Here is a 17,421-nt window from a genome sequence, read left to right as displayed (position 1 = left end):
ATTGAAAGGGGGAAAAATTTAGTGGCACGTCCGAAGAGTGAAGATAAAAAACAGGCCTTACTGGAAGCCGCGACGGTGGCATTTGCACAGTCAGGTATTGCCGCCTCAACGGCGTTAATTGCCCGTAATGCGGGCGTCGCTGAAGGCACGCTGTTTCGCTACTTTGCTACTAAAGACGATCTGCTGAATGCCCTTTACCTGCACCTCAAGCAGGATCTCTGCCAGACCATGCTGGCGAACCTCGATCGCACCCTCACGCTTCCTAAAGAGCATACCCGCAATATCTGGAACAGCTACGTGGACTGGGGGATTCGTAACCCCGTGGCGCATGCGGCGATCCGCCAGATTGGCGTGAGTGAAAAGCTAAGCGCTGAAACGGAACAGGCGGTGAAAGAGATGTTCCCGGAACTTCACGAGCTATGCCGCCGTTCGGTGCGCCCGGTGTTTATGTCCGATGAATTCAAAACGTTTGGCGATGCGCTTTTCTTATCGCTGGCGGAAACCACCATGGAGTTTGCCACCCGCGATCCGTCCCGCGCCACCGATTTTAAAGCGCTGGGTTTCGAAGCCATGTGGCGCGGGCTGGCTCAGGAGGATAACGATGGACAGTAAATCCCTGCAGGCGCACGCAAAACGCGTCGCGCTGGAGATGCCTTTCACCGAACACTGCTGGCCGTTTGGCCCCGAGTACGACGTGTTTAAGGTGGGCGGGAAAATTTTTATGCTGATGGCCACCGCGCACGGACGCCCCCACGTTAGCCTGAAATCCGACCCGGAAAAATCCCTGTTAAATCAGCAGATTTACCGTGGCGTTGAGCCGGGCTACCACCTCAATAAAAAACACTGGATTTCGCTCTACGGCACCGAGGACATCACGCCAGAACTGGTCGCCGACCTGATCGAGGATTCGTGGAACCTGGTCGTCGATAAGCTGCCGAAAAAAGACCAGAAATGGATACGCCCTGCCTGATTGTTCGTCTGTGCCGAACAGTATAACCGCTCGAATCGCACTTATCTTTTGCCGCTTCGCGCGGTAATCTGCTCTCCTTTCGCGCCCGCACACGGGCGAATTTCATTACCAGGAGTAGTTATGGATATCATTTCTGTCGCCCTGAAACGCCACTCTACCAAGGCGTTCGACCCAACCAAAAAACTGACCGCTGAAGAAGCAGAGAAAATCAAAACCCTGCTGCAGTACAGCCCTTCCAGCACCAACTCCCAGCCGTGGCACTTCATTGTGGCCAGCACCGAGGAAGGAAAAGCCCGCGTGGCAAAATCCGCCGCAGGCACTTACGTGTTCAACGAACGCAAAATGCTGGACGCCTCTCACGTGGTGGTGTTCTGCGCGAAAACCGCGATGGACGACGCCTGGCTGGAACGCGTTGTCGACCAGGAAGAGGCCGATGGCCGTTTCAACACGCCGGAAGCTAAAGCCGCGAACCATAAGGGCCGCACCTACTTCGCCGACATGCACCGCGTGGATCTGAAAGATGACGACCAGTGGATGGCGAAACAGGTTTACCTGAACGTCGGTAACTTCCTGCTGGGCGTGGGCGCGATGGGTCTGGACGCGGTGCCGATTGAAGGCTTTGACGCGGCGATTCTGGATGAAGAGTTTGGTCTGAAAGAGAAAGGCTTCACCAGCCTGGTGGTGGTGCCGGTTGGGCATCACAGCGTGGAAGATTTTAACGCCACGCTGCCGAAGTCTCGTCTGCCACTGAGCACGATTGTGACCGAGTGCTGATTCAAACGGGTCGCTGCACGCGGCCCGTTACGTTTTACTGATGACCAGCCTGCGGTGTGGATGCACATCGCGATCGCTTCCCCAGGCAAAGGCAATCCAGCGCTCTTCCAGCTCGGCGTAAGAGTTTACGGGCGTTAACGTCCATTCTTCTCCCACTGTACCGTCTGCCACGCTAATGCGATAGTTCATGGTGAACGCCCAGTCGATCATGCGCAGCCAGAACCGTTGCCCGTCCCCCGTTTGCTCGCTGTCGGAGACTACGATGTCGTATTCGCTGAGCACCCACTGGAAAAATAATTGCGGTAATCCGCTTATTACGCGCTGGTGGACGGCGCGCGGGGTGCGCCATACCATCACCTGCGTGGCGGCACCGTGGGGAAAGGTAATTTCTTTATGAAATGTAAGCTTCACGGCATACGCCGTATAAGGCTTACCGTCATCGGTAGTCACGAGACGATATTCATCACCATAACGCGATTTTAAAAGCCGGTATCCGACAGGCAGCAAGAACCCCGGCAGATGAAAATCCGCAGTACCCCGCGCCAGAAATGCTTCGGTATGTTCGACGTTTCGGGAGATAAGCCCAAGTTTTTGGCTGAACTCTGCGGAATCAATCATTAGTTGTTTCTCATCGCATAAGTATAGTCAACTTAACTTCCAATAGAAATCGCGTAAATTCAGTAAGTTGATTAAGCGTCAATAAAGCGTAATCTGCGGATGCTTTATCCCGCACACCAGCGCATAACGCGTTAATGTATCGAGACTCGCCCGGGTAATATTCGCTTCCATTCTTGATACCGTTGGTGCGCTGACGCCCATCCGCTCCGCCACCTGGGCGCGCGTCAGGCCAGCATGATTGCGCCATTGCGCCAGCATCTCCCGCAAACGCTCCTTGCGCTCTTCTGCATCAAAGGAAGCCTGAACCTCTGAATCGCTTAACAGTTCAGCCCTGAGTTCATCCCAGTCAATAATCTTCTTGCTCATCCCACATCTCCTGTTGTCGCTTCAGTGCCAGACGAAGTTCAGCAGAGGGCGTTTTTTGCGTCTTCTTAACAAACACGCGCAAAAGAAAAATCGTCTTTTCCCGCGGGTAAACATAGATACCTCGGGTATGGATCAGCCCAACGGTCCTTATTTCAAACAGGCCATGCGGCAATGGTTTGCTGTCAGGTTCCCGAAGAGCCGTCGGGTTTAAACGCAATTTATCAAGCTGGCGAATCAGCTTCGCCTTCACCCCAGCAGGCAGTAAGAGAATCTCTTCCCTTACCGCCTCATGAACGATAAGTCTGAACACGATATTTCATCCCTGATGATATTAGCATATAAGGCAATTTGCATTAAAGGCTAATTTAGCTTTTCGTGTCCCACCTTACCCATTTTTAACAGGAAGAACCGGAGCCGCTTTGATTACCTGAAAGCGCCTCGCAAAAAACTTACTTCCCCTGCGCCGCCAGCCATTCCATCGCCCTTTCCCCCGCCTCATCCACCGGGAGATACACCAGTAGCCGCGATCCGTTTCGCGGCGCGGAGTACCAGTACATCTGCTGCAGCGTAAAATCTCCCAGTTCTGGATGGGTAAACAGCTTGAGCTGGTTCTCCACGCCGCGCACGTCGTTGCGCTGGTGCCACAGGGTTTTGAACTCTTCGGACACCGCGAAGAAGCGCGCCAGTTTGGCTTCCCACAGCGGGTCGCCCCGGTGCTCGGCCATCGCCGCGCGGAAATAGGAAACGAAAATCGGCAGCACGTCGTCGCGTCTGCCGAGACGCGCGCGCCACGCCGGATGGGTAAGGAACAGGTAAATACAGTTGCGGTCTTCCGGCGGGATATCATTGAAATCAACGCCCATCAGGTGCCCGAAGCTGTCATTCCACGCGACGATGTCGAAGTTGGGCTTCTGAATGCTGGCGGGTTTAGGCATCAGGGTATCGAGCAGGCGGCGCGTGCCTTCGCTGATGCCCTCGCAGCAGACCGCCTGCGGGGCTTCACCCGGCGGCAAGCCGGCGAGCACGAAAAGATGCCGGGCCTCGGTCGGGGTGCACTGCAGCGCTTTTGCGATGGCGGCCATCACTGCGCTGGAGGGGTTAACGTCCCTGCCCTGCTCAAGCCAGGTGTACCAGGTCACGCCCACGTCAGCGAGCATCGCCACCTCTTCCCGGCGCAGGCCCGGCGTGCGCCGCCGACCGCTGCGCGGCAGGCCGAGACGCTGGGGATCGAGGCTTTCCCGCCGGGCACGTAAAAATGCCCCCAGCTGTTTTCGGGTGTCATCCTGAAGTGAGGTGACGGGTTCAGACATCAAGGCCATAAATCCCCCTGCATGGTAGTGCCAGTACCAGTATAAGCAAGAACTGGTACCCGTTTATCAGATGGTTGATGCTACGACCATCTGATGAATGACGCAATGGAGTTACCATGAATACGTCAGTTGTTTCACCGGGTCGCGCAGGCCTGATATTGCTGTTAACCGGCCAGATGCTGCCGATGATTGATACCTCAATCACCAACGTGGCGCTGGACGCCATCACCCACTCGCTGCATGCCACCGCCACCGAGCTGGAGCTCATTGTCGCTCTCTACGGCGTGGCCTTTGCCGTCTGCCTTGCGCTCGGCAGCAAGCTGGGGGATAACCTTGGCCGCCGTCGCCTGTTTATGTGGGGCGTGGCAGTTTTTGGGCTGGCCTCGCTGCTGTGCGGGATGGCGGGAAATATTGAACAACTGTTGGCCGCACGCATCGTTCAGGGCGCGGGGGCAGCGCTCATCATGCCGCAGATCCTCGCCACGCTGCACGTCACGCTAAAAGGTAGCGCCCACGCGAAAGCCATTAGCCTGTTTGGCGGCATTGGCGGGATTGCGTTTATCGTCGGGCAGATGGGCGGCGGCTGGCTGGTGTCGGCGGATATCGCCGGGCTGGGCTGGCGTAACGCCTTCTTTATCAACGTGCCGATTTGTCTGGTGGTGCTGGCGTTAAGCCGCCGCTACGTGCCGGAAACCCGTCGTGAAACGCCGTCGCGCATCGACTGGACAGGCACCGTGCTGCTGGCCCTCATTCTTTGCTGCCTGCTGTTCCCGATGGCGCTCGGTCCGCAGTGGCACTGGCCGTGGTCGCTGAAGGTTATGCTTCTTGCCATTATTCCGCTGGCCTGGCTGATGGCGCGGAACGCGCGCAAAAAGGAGAGAGAGAATGCCCATCCGCTGATCCCGCCACGCCTGCTTCAGCTTCGCAGCGTTCGCTTTGGCATCGTGATTGCGCTGCTCTTTTTCAGCGTCTGGTCCGGGTTTATGTTCTGTATGGCGCTGACCATGCAGACCGGTCTGGGGATGGCGCCGTGGCAGTCCGGGAACAGCTTTATCGCCCTGGGCGTGACCTATTTTATCTCTGCCTGGTTCGCGCCACGGTTGATTGCCCGCTACAGTACCAGCACGATTCTGCTGACGGGTCTGGCAATTCAGATAATCGGCCTGCTGGCGCTCATCGCGACGTTCCGGATTTGGGGCGTAAACAACACCGCGCTGACGCTGGCCCCTGCCACCGGGCTGGTGGGCTACGGCCAGGCGCTGATTGTAAACAGCTTCTACCGCATCGGGATGCGCGACATCCAGCCTGACGACGCAGGGGCCGCAAGCGCCATTCTCAGCACGCTGCAGCAGGCCGCGCTGGGTCTGGGACCGGCCATTTTCGGGGCGATTTTGCTGCACGGGCTGCAGCATTACCACGGGGATTACGCGCAGGCGATTACCCTTTTCCTGGCGGTGGAAACCGGCCTGATGGTTATCCTGGCGCTGGCGACGCTGCGCATGCGTCATCGTCTCTGCCTGCCGGTAGTGAAGGTCTGTGAGGCCGCCAAATAACCCTGTGAATTTGCATAATAGATCCGCAGCCGCCATTATGGGGCTGCAACAATACAGGAGACGTTATGCAGGAATTAATTGCTCAGGTTGAAGAGTTAGGGATTGAAATTAATCACACCACCTCTTTAGTGATTATCTTTGGTATTATTTTTCTCACCGCCATCATTGTTCATTTTATTTTGCACAAACTGGTGCTGCGCGCATTCGAGAAACGCGCGCAGGCCAGTAGCCATTTATGGCTGCAAATCATTACCCAGAATAAATTATTTCACCGTCTGGCCTTTACCCTGCAGGGGATAATCGTCAACGTTCAGGCGGTACTGTGGTTGCAAAAAGGCAGCGAAGCGGCGGAAATACTCACCACCTGCGCGAAGCTGTGGGTGATGGTGTATGCCCTGCTCTCCTTCTTCTCGCTGCTGGACGTGATATTTAATCTGTCGCAAAAGATGGCGACCGCCTCGCAGTTGCCGCTGAAGGGGATCTTCCAGGGCATCAAGCTGGTGAGCGCTATCCTGGTGGGGATATTGATTATCTCCCTGCTGATCGGCCAGTCCCCGGCGATTCTGATCAGCGGTCTGGGTGCGATGGCCGCCGTCCTGATGCTGGTGTTTAAAGACCCGATACTCGGCCTTGTGGCGGGTATTCAGCTTTCCGCCAACGACATGCTCAAGCTCGGCGACTGGCTGGAGATGCCGAAGTACGGCGCTAATGGTACGGTGACGGACATCGGCCTGACGACCGTTAAAGTACGCAACTTCGATAACACCATCACCACCATTCCGACGTGGGCGCTGGTCTCCGACGCTTTTATCAACTGGAGTGGGATGTCCGCCTCCGGCGGGCGACGCATCAAGCGCAGCCTGAATATCGATACCACCAGCATTCATTTTCTCGACGAGCAGGAGCAGCAGAAGCTGATTCAGGCGAAACTGCTGAAGCCTTATCTGGCCGCGCGGCATGAGGAAATCAGCCTGTGGAATCAGCAGAACGGCGAAGGGGAATCGGTATTAAACCTGCGCAAGATGACCAATATCGGCACCTTCCGCGCTTACCTGAATGAATATCTGCGTAATCATCCGCGTATTCGTAAAGATATGACGCTGATGGTGCGCCAGCTGGCGCCGGATGCCAACGGGCTGCCGATTGAAATATATGCCTTTACCAATACGGTAATCTGGGCGGAATACGAAGATATTCAGGCCGATATCTTCGACCATATTTTCGCGGTAGTGGATGAGTTTGGCCTGCGTATTCACCAGTCGCCGACCGGGAACGATATTCGCTCCCTGGCAGGCGTTATTGCCAGATAATCAGGTGCTGGCGCGGGAAATAAAGCGCCAGTCCATCATCACCCTTTCCGTGGGCGCATCCGGGTTGTCGATTTTGTTTAAGAGAAGATTGACCGCCTTGCGCCCGATATCGCGCGACGGCTGTTCGATGGTGGTAAGTGAAATCATGTCCGCCAGCTCCGTACCGTCAAAGCCGACCACGGCAATATCCTCTGGCACCCGCAGACCTGCCTGCTGAATGGCGCGCAGCGCGCCCGCCGCCAGCGTATCGGAAACGGCAAATACCGCATCCGGCGGATTATCTTTTAACAGGTTTTGCATCGCCGCCATGCCCGCCCCCGAGCTGAGATCGCTGGCATACTCCACCGCCTGATAGTCCAGATCCCGCAGGTGGATCACGCTCTTGTAGCCGCGTTCGCGCAGGCGGGCATATTTGTAGCTGAGATCGTGGTTGATCATCGCGATACGCTTGCGGCCGCCGTCGGCCAGCTGGCTGACGGCATGCTGTGAAGCGTCCACATCATTGATGCCGACGCAGGAGACCGCGCCCGCATCGGCGTATTCGGCGCACTGCACCCACGGTGCAGAACCAATCAGCGCGGCAAGTTCCGGCAGCTTCGAGAAGGCGTCCATGGTGATAATGCCGTCGACGATTTTGCCGGAGAGCAGGCTCAAGCCCGAGCGGGAGCGCTCGATGTCCGAGCCGGAGTTGCATAGCAGAATGCGGTAGCCGTTTTTCTCCGCCTCGGCTTCGATGCCCTTCACCACTTCGGCGCAGAACGGGTTGGCGATGTTGGACACCATCACCAGGATCATATAGCTGCGGGCGGTGCGCAGCTGACGGGCGAGCAGGTTTGGCTGGTAGTTGCTCTCCTGAATCGCCTGCAGAACGCGCTCGCGGTTTTTCGCCTTCACGGTGTCGCTGTTATTCAGCACGCGAGAGACCGTTGCCACGGAAACCCCGGCCAGCTGAGCGATTTTCTGAATTGACATAGCGACGATACATCCTGCGGTTAGCGTTTTGTGCAGGCTACCATAAATTTGTTGCCCGGCGAACCGGGCAATGCGTCAGCATTCCACGCGCACCCAGCGCTGCTGCTGATGGCTTTTCACAATGGCATCAATGATATACATCACGTTTGCGCCATCGTGAAACGTCGCAAACTGCGGCGTCTCCGGCATTGCGTCCGCCTGCACGGCGCGGTAGAACTGCGCCATCATATTTTTGAAGGCATCCGGCCAGCCTTCAATATGCCCGCCAGGGAAGTGGGCGCTGTCGGCTACGTCAGGGTTCATCAGGCCTGGATCGTCGGTGAGCGTCTGGTTTGCCTGCGCACGATGGCCGATCCACAGCTGCTGCGGCACCTCCTGGTCCCACGCCAGCGAACGCTCGCTGCCGTTGATCTCAAACGTCAGGCGGTTTTTACGCCCGGCGCTCACCTGCGAGACGCTAAAGCAGCCCTTGCTGCCGTCGTCAAAGCGGAACAGCACCGAGCCGAAGTCTTCGGTCGTGACCGGTTTGTCTTCATACTCCGCCTGTTCGTCATGGGAGAAGGTTTGATTCCCGCCCTTGCTGGCCCTGCGCGTCGGCCAGACGATGGATAAATCAGCCATCACCTCGGTAATGCGCCGCCCGGTGACGAACTGCACCGTGTCGCACCAGTGGGAGCCGATATCCGCCACCGCGCGCGATGCGCCGCCGAGCGCGGCATCCACCCGCCAGTTGTAGTCGGTTTCCAGCAGCATCCAGTCCTGCAGGTAGCTGCCGTGTGAGGCAAAAATCCGCCCGAGGCTGCTTGCGCGCAGCATGCTCGCCGCCTGACGCACCATCGCAAACTGGCGATAGACGAAGCTCACGCCATGCACCACGCCCGCCTGCTCCGCCAGCGCCACCAGCTCGCGCGCCTCCTCAGGCGTCATGCACAACGGCTTTTCGGAAAACACGTGTTTGCCCGCGCGCAGGATCTGGCGGTTAATCTGTGCGTGCAGGTGGTTCGGCGTGCAGTTGTGCACCACGTGCAAATTAGGGTGCGCGAGAAGCTCCTCAACGCTGCCGTACGCGTGCGGTACGTTTAGCAGGCGCGCCTTTTCCTGCGCCTTAACGAGCGAGCCGTCGCACAGCGCGACCACCTGAACAAACCCGAGGCGCCTGAGCGCCTCGATATGTGCCGGGCCAATAAACCCGCTGCCGACGATCCCGACGTTAATCATGACTGCCCCCTGCGGCGAAATCGTCAAACGCCCGTCCGGAAACGGGAATGATATGGCGGCGGATAAATTCGCTGCCTTCGCGCGCGCCGGTATCGCCGTCCTTCAGGCAGCACTCCCACTCCAGCACCGCCCAGCCGTCGTAGTCGTACTGGGTCAGCTTGCTGAAAATGCCCTTAAAGTCGATCTGCCCGTCGCCGGGCGAACGGAAGCGACCGGCGCGGTTGATCCACGGCTGGTAGCCGCCGTACACGCCGCTGCGCCCGCTGGGGCGGAACTCGGCATCCTTCACGTGGAACGACTTGATGCGCGCATGGAAGATGTCGATAAAGGCCAGATAGTCCATCTGCTGGAGCAGCATATGGCTCGGATCAAAGAGGATGTTGCAGCGCGGATGGTTATCCACCAGCGCCAGAAAACGCTCGAAGGTCACGCCGTCGTGCAGATCTTCCCCGGGATGCAGCTCAAAACAGACGTCCACCCCCTGCTCGCCAAAGGTATCCAGTATTGGCCGCCAGCGGGTTGCCAGCTCCTCGAATGCTTCCTGAAAACGCTGCTCGTTATGCGGCGGCCACGGATAGAAAAACGGCCACGCCAGCGAGCCGGAGAAGGTGGCGTGCGCTTTCAGACCTAATCTTGCCGAGGCGACCGCCGCCTGCTTCAGCTTCTCCGTGGCCCACGCCCGACGCGCAGCATCGTTACCGCGCACGGACGCGGGCGCGAAGTGGTCAAACGCGTCGCTGTAGGCGGGGTTCACCGCCATGAGCTGCCCTTCCAGATGGGTCGACAGTTCGCTGATAACCAGCCCGTGTGCGGCCAGCTTTGCGGTGATGTCGTCGCAGTAGGCCTGGCTCTCCGCCGCTTTCTCGACGTCAAAGATGTGCGGATGGTTGCAGGGGATCTGCACCGCCTTATAACCTTTACCTGCCGCCCATTCAGCCAGCCCGTCGAGCGAATTAAACGGCGCTTCTGCGCCAATAAACTGCGACAGAAAAATGCCGGGTCCTTTCATCGTCCTCATACCACCTCCTGAACGTTACGCCTTGTCATCGTCATACTTAAACGTGAGAAGGAAAATCAGCGCGATCGCCGCGGCCGCTACCGCCGGGATCCACCAGAATGTCACCCACGCCTGCGGCACGGTCTGCCCTGCCACCAGGCGGTTATAGAGCGCGCCGGAAATTTGCGAGCCGAGGAGCATGCCGATGCCGTAGGTGAACATCACGATCATGCTCTGGGCCTGGCCTTTCACCTTTTCGCCTGCCACCCGGTCGGTGTAGATAAAGCCGACGACAAAGAAGAAATCGTAGCAGACACCGTGGAGCAGAATGCCGAGATACAGCAGAATGCGCCCCTCCTCGCTGACGCCCAGCGCGAACATGGCGTAGCGCACGAACCACGCCAGCATGCCGATCAGCAGCATGACCTTCACGCCCAGACGGCGGAACAGCAGCGGAATGACCAGCATGAAGAAGATCTCGGACATCTGCCCGAAGGACATGGCGGTGCTGACGTCGGCAATTCCTGCATCCGCCAGATACGAGGCGGTGTAGGCGTAATAGGTGCCGAGCGGGACGGAGATCAGCATCGCGCAGACGGAGAAGACGAAAAAGTGGCGGGTTTTGAGCAGCGCGAACGCATCCGCGCAGAAGAGATCCCGCACCTTCACCGGCAGGCCTTTCGCGGGCGCAGGCGTGTGCGGCAGCGTCAGGCTGTAAAGCGCCAGCAGCACGGAGCTGGCCGCCGCTACCTGAAAGATGGTAACGCTGGACGCCACGCCGGTGACGCCAATGAAAATGCCCGCCACGATCCAGCCGATGGTGCCGAACACGCGCACCACCGGGAAGGTTTTATCCACGTTCGCCAGGCTATGGAACGCGATGTTGTTGGTCAGCGCCAGCGTCGGCATGTAGCAGAGCGTGTAGCCAAACAGCAGGCCAATCAGCAGCGCGCCGTTCTCGGCAATCAGCGCCCCCGGCACGAACCAGAGGATCGCCGCGCCCGCGAGGTGCATCACCGCCATCACCTTCTGCGAGGCGAAGAAGCGGTCCACCAGCATCCCGAGCACGAACGGCGAGAGAATGGAGGCGATGGGCCCGGCGGAGAACGCATCGCCAATCAGCAGAGACATGTTGTGCTGGGTCATCACCAGGCCGAGCGTGACCGACCAGCTACCCCAGATAAAAAATTGCAGAAACATCATCAGCGACAGCCGCGGCACCAGTAGCCGGTGCTGCGCTATCGCCTTTTCACTACTTTCAGTTGACACCATGATAAGCCTCACCCGGAAAAAGTAATCGATTACAAAACAACTCAAATGAAAAGTAATCGATTACAAAATAAAGATCCTGTGGATCGTAGAAGATTTGGGAGGGGGGTCACGATAAAGATGAAGCAGTGTTTTGTAGGCCCGGTAAGCGCAGCGCCACCGGGCGTGAAGGCAGGTGCGGTCTGGTTTGGTGCGGTCTGTTGCCCTCACCCCGGCCCTCTCCCACAGGGAGAGGGAGAAAAACGGGTTACTTTTTGCGTGAGAGCTTAAACGCGATAAACAGGAACACCACCCATACCGGCAGCAGCATTGCTGAAAGCCGCATCTCATCCATGGTGCACATCAGCACCAGAATCAACGCCAGGAACGCGATACAGAGGTAGTTCCCCGCCGGATAGAGCAGCGCTTTGAACTGCGTCTCGCGTCCCTTACGGCGCATCGCCGCGCGGAAACGCAGGTGCGCCAGGCAGATCATGATCCAGTTTAGCAGCAGCGTGGCGACAACCAGCGCCATCAACAGGCCGAAGGCCTGTTTCGGCAGCAGGTAGTTAATTAGCACTACCAGAGACGTAATCGCGCCGGAAAGGAATAGCGAATTCACCGGCACGCCGCGGCGGCTGACGCGGGTAAGGAACTTCGGTGCGTTGCCCTGTACGGAGAGGCCAAACAGCATACGGCTGTTGGAGTAGACCCCGCTGTTGTACACCGACAAAGAGGCCACCAGAATGACGAAGTTCAGTGCCGAAGCGACCACGTTGCTGTTGAGATCGTGGAAAATCATCACGAACGGGCTGCTGTTGGACTTCACTTCCACCCACGGGTAAAGCGCCAGCAGCACCACCAGCGAGCCGATATAGAACAGCAGAATACGGTACACCACCTGGTTGACCGCTTTCGGAATGCTTTTGTGCGGATCGCGCGCTTCGGCCGCGGTAATGCCAATCAGCTCCAGACCGCCGAAGGAGAACATAATCACCGCCAGCGAGAGGATGAGCCCTTTCCAGCCGGTCGCCAGGAAGCCGCCGTGCTGCCACAGGTTGTCGATAGTGGCACGCTCGCCGCCGTGGCCGGAGAACAGCAGCCACAGGCCAAAGCCGATCATGCCGATAATCGCCAGCACCTTGATCAGCGCAAACCAGAACTCGGTTTCACCATAAAGACGCACGTTGACGAGGTTAACGGCGTTAATGATGACGAAGAAGGCCGCCGCCCAGATCCACGTAGGCACGTCCGGCAGCCAGTACTGCATGTAGATGCCTGCAGCGGTCAGCTCCGCCATCCCCACCAGCACGAACATCACCCAGTAGTTCCAGCCGGAGAGGAAGCCTGCGAACGGGCCCCAGTATTTATAGGCAAAGTGCGCGAAGGAGCCTGACACCGGCTCTTCAACGACCATCTCGCCGAGCTGGCGCATGATCAGGAAGGCGATAATCCCGGCGATAGCGTAACCCAGCAGAACCGCCGGGCCGGCCATCTGAATGGCGGGGCCGATGCCGAGAAACAGCCCGGTACCGATTGCGCCGCCAAGGGCAATTAACTGAATATGTCGATTTTGCAAACCACGTTGCAGCGTCGGATTCTGATCCGACGAGGCTTCAGCGCGACCATGGCCTGAAGCGGATGACGCGTCTTTCACGCCCTACCCCTGTCTCTTTTTTAGAAGGGGCACGTTTTAACACTTCATGCTGGTGGTAGCAAGCTTAACGCCGGGCCAGCGCGTGCGCCCGGCGGATAAACGTCACGACCCGATAATTCCGCCGTCCGCTTTAACGATCACCACCGTGGACGATCGCGGGCGTCCGTTCGGGCTGGCGTCCGGCCAGTTGGAAACAGCTCGAGGGTTGGCCGGGTCGGTAATATCATCCCCGCCCTCCCCCGGATGCTGAATGTTGATGAACAGCGTGCGGTTGTCCGGCGTAAACGCAATGCCGGTGATCTCACACCCGCGCGGCCCGGTCAGGAAACGGCGATACTCGTTGGTGCCCGGAATGGTCGCCACCATCTGGTTATTGCCCATCCCCTCGTACGCTTTCTTATTGATGGTGCTGGAGGAGACGTCGGTCTGGATCCACAGGACGCCCTGATGATCGAAAGAGAGTCCGTCCGGACTGCCGAATGCCGCGCCCTGCATGGAGCCTTTGGCCTTCGGATCGTCGCCGTCGGTGCGTCCGGCCATGACCAGAATATCCCACTTAAAGCGCGCGGCAGCAGGGTCCGCGCCGTCTTCGTGCCAGTGCATGATATGCCCAAACACGTTGTTGGCGCGCGGGTTGGCGGCATCCACCGGCGCTTTCCCCTCTTTCCCGCGATCGCTGTTGTTGGTGAGCGTACAGTAGACGCTGCCGCTGGCGTGCGGATCGACGGCTATCCATTCGGGGCGATCCATTTTGGTCGCCCCCACCGCGTCGGCCGCCAGGCGGGTTTTAATCAGCAGATCGCCCTGGCTTTCAAACCCTTTGCTTTTATCCAGGCCATTTTGCCCGAAGATCAGCGGCAGCCAGTCTCCGCTCCCGTCCTCGTTGAACCTGGCGACGTACAGCGTGCCGGAGGTCAGCAGCTGCATATTGGCTTCACGGTTCGCGGGATCGTATTTTTTGTCCGAGACAAACTTATAGATGTACTCAAACTTCTGATCGTCCCCCATGTAGACCACCACGCGGTTATCGGCGGCGAGCGTGACGGCTGCCCCCTCATGCTTAAAGCGGCCCAGGGCGGTGTGCTTGCGCGGTGTGGAGGTGGGGTCGTAGGGATCGATCTCCACGACCCAGCCGAAACGGTTGGGTTCGTTAGGAGTTTTATCGACGCTGAACCGCTCGTCCACCTCGTTCCAGCGGTAGGATTCATCGCTGTCGCTGATGCCGTAGCGTTTTTCCAGCGGATTGAGATCGGCTTTTTTGACAAAAATATCCGACCAGTTCTCCTCGCAGGTGAGGTAGGTGCCCCACGGCGTGTGGCCGTTGGCGCAGTTTTGCATGGTGCCCAGCACGCGCTCCCCCTGCGGGTCGGCGGCGGTTTTCATTAAGTCCTGATGCCGCGCCGGACCGGTAAGCTGCATCGGCGTATTGACGGTAATACGGCGCGCGAACGAAGACGGACGAACCACCTCCCAGCCGCTGCCCGCTTTTTTCACTTCCACCACCGAAACGCCCATCGCGTTCTGCCCCTTGCGGGCTTTGTCGAGGCTCCAGTTCGCCGTACCGTCGGTAAACAGCATCCCGTTGTCGATGTATTCATGGTTCATCGCCAGCAGGCCATGCTCCGGGTTTTGCTCCCCCTGCGGCAGGCTAAACCACGCCATGCCGTCGTGGTGCATGCCCGCCTGCACGGCCTGTTCGTCCGTGGTGTTGCTGGCGTCCGGCTTAAAGGCCGGCATGTTGTTTTTGATCCCCGTCGGGTCACCCCAGCGATAGAACGGGCGGGCAATATAGCCTTCCGGCACCCTGACCGTATCTTCGGTAGAGACGTCGATGCTGGTAAAGCCCAGGGAAACCGCTTTTGCCAGCGCGGAAGGTTTCGATAGCGCGGCAATGGCGTTCTCAGGTTTGATCAGAAACGGGAATGATACGGCGGCCCCCGCAACGGCCCCCATCTGGAGAAAACGGCGGCGGGAGAGGAACACCTCCGCCACCTCGGAGAATACCGGGTTTGCGCTGCGGTTAGCGATGTCGTCGCGATGTTCTTTTTTAAAAACGGATTTGAGGGGTCTGCCCATAGCGGCTTCCTGTCATTGGCCAAGAGGTAAAGAGTTGGCGACCAGTGTAAGAAGCTTTTATTACAATTTTATAACACGATGACGGAAGGATGGGGGCATCCGTGCCCCGGATAACGAGGTGGAACGCTTAGAACTCGTAGCCAACCGAGACCTTAAAGGTTCGCGGTTCGCCCTGAGTGATGTAGGTACCGGAATCGTCCACGCTGGCCCAGTAGTTCTCATTGGTCACGTTGTCGATGCCCGCGCGCACGGTCATCTGGTTTGCGTTGTGGTTCACCGCGAAGCGATAGCGCATGCCCAGATCCAGCGTGGTGTAGCTATCCAGCTTTTTGCTGTTCGCGAGATCGGCATACTGCGTGCCGGAGTGGTTCACGCGCGCGGTCGCTGTCAGGCCGTCAACCGGCTTGATGTCGTACTCCGCGCCCAGCACGGCGTAGAAGTTCGGAATACCGATCGCATCGTTGCCCTGGTTCACGCCGTTTTTGGTTTTGGTTAGCTCCGCCTGCAGCCAGGTGGCGCTGGCATTCAGACGCATCCCGAGCATCGGCTCGCCGAAGACGTTCAGCTCCACGCCACGGTTACGCTGCTCCGCATCCAGGCCGTAGTGATTGTTAGCATCGAGGATCGCCGAGGGCATTTTAATCTCAAACAGCGCCAGAGAGCCGCCCACGCGCCCGAAGTCCGCCTTCACGCCCACTTCGTTCTGCTTAGAGTGAACGATGCCGGTGCTCTGGCCGTAGTTGGTGGCGGTATTAGGTGCGGTTTTGCCCGGCTGCAGCGCTTCGGTGTGGTTGGCGTAGAGGGAAATTTCTTCCCACGGTTTGTAAACCACGCCGTAGGTTGGCATCCAGCGGCTGCCGTCGAAACCGTCCGCGTCGTTTTCCGCGCCGGTGATTTTGTTGTACCCGCGAATAACCACCTTCTGATGGCGTGCGCCGGCGGTGAACAGCAATTTATCATCCAGCACGCCCAGGGTATCGCTCAGCAGCCAGCCCTGGGTGCGGGTGCGCCCGCTGGTCAGCGGATCGCTGTATTTACCGCCGGAGCCGTTGAAGTTGGTGCTGTCCGGCATATCCACGCCGGTGTTGTGGTAGATGTTGGTGGTCGGGTTATCCTTCGCCGCCGACATTTTCCAGGCGATTTTTTCGTTTTTGGTCATTGCGGAGTACCCCACGTTGACCTTGTGCGAGACGAAGCCGGTGTTGAAGTTGCCGCGAATGCCCGCCATCCCGCTGACGGAATCGCTGATGCGGTTGGTATCCAGACGGCTGACCGTTGCGTTACCGCTCTTGTCCACCAGCTTCGGCGCGCTGTAGATCCCTTCTTCGTGCGCGTGCTGCGCGCCGAGGCCGGTATAGGCGGTCCAGCTATCGGTGATGTCGTACTCGCTGCGCCACATCCCGAACTCGTTTTCGATATCGCTGTAGGCCCACTTCTGCGAGAAGTTGCGATCGTTTTTCGGCGGTTCTGGCACGAAGTCCACCGCCGAGATGTTGACGCTGGTCGGGCTGCCGTGGAAGGTTTTTTTCTGATAGCCCAGATCCAGCGAGGTGCGGAAGCGGTCGCCTTTGTAGTCCAGGCCGGTGGAGAGCAGCGTGGTGCGGCGGCGATCGTTCGGTACGCCGGTTTCCCCTTCACGATGCACGAGGTTCACGCGCGCGCCGAACTGGTCGTTATCGCCAAAGCGACGCCCCGCATCCAGGGTGGTGCCAATCTGGGAATCCGAGGTGTAGTCCACGCCCACTTTCGCCTGCGGGGTGTCGCCCGCGTGTTTAGGCTCAAGGTTGATCATCCCGCCCACGCCCGAGCTTGCCGCGCCGTTCATCAGGGAGTTGGCCCCTTTGAAGATCTCAATGCGGTCAACCATCTGGGCATCCACCACCTGACGCGGCAGCACGCCGGAGAGGCCACCGAAGGTCATGTCGTCGCCGTCAAACTTCAGGCCGCGAATGCGGAAGGTTTCTGCGCTGTTGCCGTAACCCTGCACAAACTGCACGCCCGCGTCGTTGGCGACCACATCAGCAATGGTTTTCGCCTGCTGATCTTCCACCAGTTTTGAGGTGTAGCTGATGATGTTGAACGGCACGTCCATGGCGTTCTGCTGGCCGAGCATCCCCATTCGCCCGCCGTTCGCCACCTGTCCGTCAAGGAAGGCCGGCACCAGCTGGTCGCCACCGGGTTTAAAGTCACCGGCAGGTGCAGACTGCACAACGATGGTGTCTTCTTTTTTATCCTCTGCCGCCCAGGCGGAATGTGTAACCGCGCCAATGGCGAGCGCCAGCAGCGTTTTGTGCATTTTGGTGTTGTTCATCGTTAACTCGTTTGAAAGTGCGCGCAAAAATAGCCCGTGGA

General features: G+C 58.5%; 16 protein-coding genes. 5 read left to right on the top strand and 11 right to left on the bottom strand.

Annotated elements, in window-relative coordinates:
- The first annotated feature begins 21 nt into the window (after nucleotides 1–21).
- The 3 genes from IM294_RS08555 (at nucleotide 22) to nfsB (ending at nucleotide 1,744) form a co-directional block, all read left to right on the top strand.
- Nucleotides 22–612 carry a TetR/AcrR family transcriptional regulator gene (locus IM294_RS08555; protein WP_028012251.1) on the top strand — a complete coding sequence of 197 codons (591 nt, stop codon included), beginning with the start codon at nucleotides 22–24 and terminating at the stop codon, nucleotides 610–612.
- Nucleotides 602–970: an MmcQ/YjbR family DNA-binding protein gene (locus IM294_RS08550; protein WP_028012250.1), complete on the top strand. Its 369-nt coding sequence runs from the start codon at nucleotides 602–604 to the stop codon at nucleotides 968–970. Before IM294_RS08555 ends, IM294_RS08550 begins: the two co-directional genes overlap by 11 nt.
- 120 nt (nucleotides 971–1,090) lie before the next feature.
- The gene (gene nfsB, locus IM294_RS08545; RefSeq protein WP_047367650.1) at nucleotides 1,091–1,744 is read left to right on the top strand and encodes an oxygen-insensitive NAD(P)H nitroreductase; all 654 of its coding nucleotides are present in this window, start codon (nucleotides 1,091–1,093) and stop codon (nucleotides 1,742–1,744) included.
- A gap of 27 nt (nucleotides 1,745–1,771) precedes the next feature.
- Here the strand turns inward: nfsB and IM294_RS08540 are convergent, their stop codons facing one another.
- From IM294_RS08540 to IM294_RS08525, 4 genes are all read right to left on the bottom strand, one after another.
- A complete protein-coding gene (locus tag IM294_RS08540; protein ID WP_047367649.1) occupies nucleotides 1,772–2,362 on the bottom strand; it encodes a hypothetical protein in 591 nt (196 codons plus the stop codon).
- Nucleotides 2,363–2,440: 78 nt separating this feature from the next.
- The gene (locus tag IM294_RS08535) at nucleotides 2,441–2,728 is read right to left on the bottom strand and encodes a helix-turn-helix domain-containing protein (RefSeq protein WP_028012247.1); all 288 of its coding nucleotides are present in this window, start codon (nucleotides 2,726–2,728) and stop codon (nucleotides 2,441–2,443) included.
- Nucleotides 2,709–3,038, bottom strand: a complete 330-nt coding sequence (locus IM294_RS08530; RefSeq protein ID WP_193360341.1) for a type II toxin-antitoxin system RelE/ParE family toxin — start codon at nucleotides 3,036–3,038, stop codon at nucleotides 2,709–2,711. The genes IM294_RS08535 and IM294_RS08530 overlap by 20 nt, the downstream gene beginning before the upstream one ends.
- Before the next feature lie 139 nt (nucleotides 3,039–3,177).
- Nucleotides 3,178–4,047, bottom strand: a complete 870-nt coding sequence (locus tag IM294_RS08525) for a helix-turn-helix transcriptional regulator (RefSeq protein ID WP_069733226.1) — start codon at nucleotides 4,045–4,047, stop codon at nucleotides 3,178–3,180.
- Between the two features lie 107 nt (nucleotides 4,048–4,154).
- Here IM294_RS08525 and IM294_RS08520 point away from each other — a divergent pair, with 107 nt between their 5' ends.
- Together IM294_RS08520 and IM294_RS08515 are read left to right on the top strand one after the other, a co-directional pair.
- Entirely contained in the window at nucleotides 4,155–5,591 is a 1,437-nt protein-coding gene (locus tag IM294_RS08520; RefSeq protein ID WP_048998955.1) for an MFS transporter, read from the top strand.
- A 65-nt stretch (nucleotides 5,592–5,656) separates the two neighbouring features.
- Nucleotides 5,657–6,901, top strand: coding sequence for a mechanosensitive ion channel family protein (locus tag IM294_RS08515; RefSeq protein ID WP_041911005.1), 1,245 nt, complete (start codon nucleotides 5,657–5,659; stop codon nucleotides 6,899–6,901).
- Here the strand turns inward: IM294_RS08515 and IM294_RS08510 are convergent, their stop codons facing one another.
- The 7 genes from IM294_RS08510 to IM294_RS08480 all read right to left on the bottom strand — a co-directional run bounded on the left by IM294_RS08510 (nucleotide 6,902) and on the right by IM294_RS08480 (nucleotide 17,380).
- Nucleotides 6,902–7,873: a LacI family DNA-binding transcriptional regulator gene (locus IM294_RS08510; RefSeq protein WP_047362669.1), complete on the bottom strand. Its 972-nt coding sequence runs from the start codon at nucleotides 7,871–7,873 to the stop codon at nucleotides 6,902–6,904. It lies immediately after the preceding gene.
- 75 nt (nucleotides 7,874–7,948) lie between these two features.
- On the bottom strand, nucleotides 7,949–9,091 hold the full coding sequence (locus IM294_RS08505; RefSeq protein ID WP_126818329.1) for a Gfo/Idh/MocA family protein: 1,143 nt from the start codon (nucleotides 9,089–9,091) through the stop codon (nucleotides 7,949–7,951).
- On the bottom strand, nucleotides 9,084–10,109 hold the full coding sequence (locus IM294_RS08500) for a sugar phosphate isomerase/epimerase (protein ID WP_126818328.1): 1,026 nt from the start codon (nucleotides 10,107–10,109) through the stop codon (nucleotides 9,084–9,086). The genes IM294_RS08505 and IM294_RS08500 overlap by 8 nt, the downstream gene beginning before the upstream one ends.
- A gap of 15 nt (nucleotides 10,110–10,124) precedes the next feature.
- Entirely contained in the window at nucleotides 10,125–11,360 is a 1,236-nt protein-coding gene (locus IM294_RS08495; RefSeq protein WP_126345080.1) for an MFS transporter, read from the bottom strand.
- Between the two features lie 244 nt (nucleotides 11,361–11,604).
- On the bottom strand, nucleotides 11,605–12,993 hold the full coding sequence (pheP, locus tag IM294_RS08490) for a phenylalanine transporter (RefSeq protein ID WP_126818327.1): 1,389 nt from the start codon (nucleotides 12,991–12,993) through the stop codon (nucleotides 11,605–11,607).
- Nucleotides 12,994–13,095: 102 nt separating this feature from the next.
- Nucleotides 13,096–15,069 (bottom strand): PhoX family phosphatase, encoded by a 1,974-nt coding sequence (locus IM294_RS08485; RefSeq protein ID WP_126818326.1) that lies wholly within the window; start codon nucleotides 15,067–15,069, stop codon nucleotides 13,096–13,098.
- 127 nt (nucleotides 15,070–15,196) lie between these two features.
- Nucleotides 15,197–17,380 (bottom strand): TonB-dependent siderophore receptor, encoded by a 2,184-nt coding sequence (locus tag IM294_RS08480; RefSeq protein WP_126818325.1) that lies wholly within the window; start codon nucleotides 17,378–17,380, stop codon nucleotides 15,197–15,199.
- Between the last annotated feature and the right edge of the window lie 41 nt (nucleotides 17,381–17,421).

It is taken from the genome of Enterobacter cloacae complex sp. P43RS, from assembly GCF_014930585.1.
GTDB lineage: Bacteria > Pseudomonadota > Gammaproteobacteria > Enterobacterales > Enterobacteriaceae > Enterobacter > Enterobacter bugandensis.
Note: the sequence above shows the minus strand (reverse complement) of the source record. Positions and strands in the feature narration are given on the sequence as shown.

What these genes read in the sequence shown, in the direction of transcription:
- IM294_RS08485 (WP_126818326.1), bottom strand. Translation starts at nt 15,069, where the DNA reads ATGGGCAGACCCCTCAAATCCGTTTTTAAAAAAGAACATCGCGACGAC.
- IM294_RS08510 (WP_047362669.1), bottom strand. Translation starts at nt 7,873, where the DNA reads ATGTCAATTCAGAAAATCGCTCAGCTGGCCGGGGTTTCCGTGGCAACG.
- IM294_RS08480 (WP_126818325.1), bottom strand. Translation starts at nt 17,380, where the DNA reads ATGAACAACACCAAAATGCACAAAACGCTGCTGGCGCTCGCCATTGGC.
- IM294_RS08505 (WP_126818329.1), bottom strand. Translation starts at nt 9,091, where the DNA reads ATGATTAACGTCGGGATCGTCGGCAGCGGGTTTATTGGCCCGGCACAT.
- IM294_RS08540 (WP_047367649.1), bottom strand. Translation starts at nt 2,362, where the DNA reads ATGATTGATTCCGCAGAGTTCAGCCAAAAACTTGGGCTTATCTCCCGA.
- IM294_RS08520 (WP_048998955.1), top strand. Translation starts at nt 4,155, where the DNA reads ATGAATACGTCAGTTGTTTCACCGGGTCGCGCAGGCCTGATATTGCTG.
- IM294_RS08500 (WP_126818328.1), bottom strand. Translation starts at nt 10,109, where the DNA reads ATGAGGACGATGAAAGGACCCGGCATTTTTCTGTCGCAGTTTATTGGC.
- IM294_RS08525 (WP_069733226.1), bottom strand. Translation starts at nt 4,047, where the DNA reads ATGGCCTTGATGTCTGAACCCGTCACCTCACTTCAGGATGACACCCGA.
- IM294_RS08550 (WP_028012250.1), top strand. Translation starts at nt 602, where the DNA reads ATGGACAGTAAATCCCTGCAGGCGCACGCAAAACGCGTCGCGCTGGAG.
- nfsB (WP_047367650.1), top strand. Translation starts at nt 1,091, where the DNA reads ATGGATATCATTTCTGTCGCCCTGAAACGCCACTCTACCAAGGCGTTC.
- IM294_RS08515 (WP_041911005.1), top strand. Translation starts at nt 5,657, where the DNA reads ATGCAGGAATTAATTGCTCAGGTTGAAGAGTTAGGGATTGAAATTAAT.
- IM294_RS08495 (WP_126345080.1), bottom strand. Translation starts at nt 11,360, where the DNA reads ATGGTGTCAACTGAAAGTAGTGAAAAGGCGATAGCGCAGCACCGGCTA.
- IM294_RS08535 (WP_028012247.1), bottom strand. Translation starts at nt 2,728, where the DNA reads ATGAGCAAGAAGATTATTGACTGGGATGAACTCAGGGCTGAACTGTTA.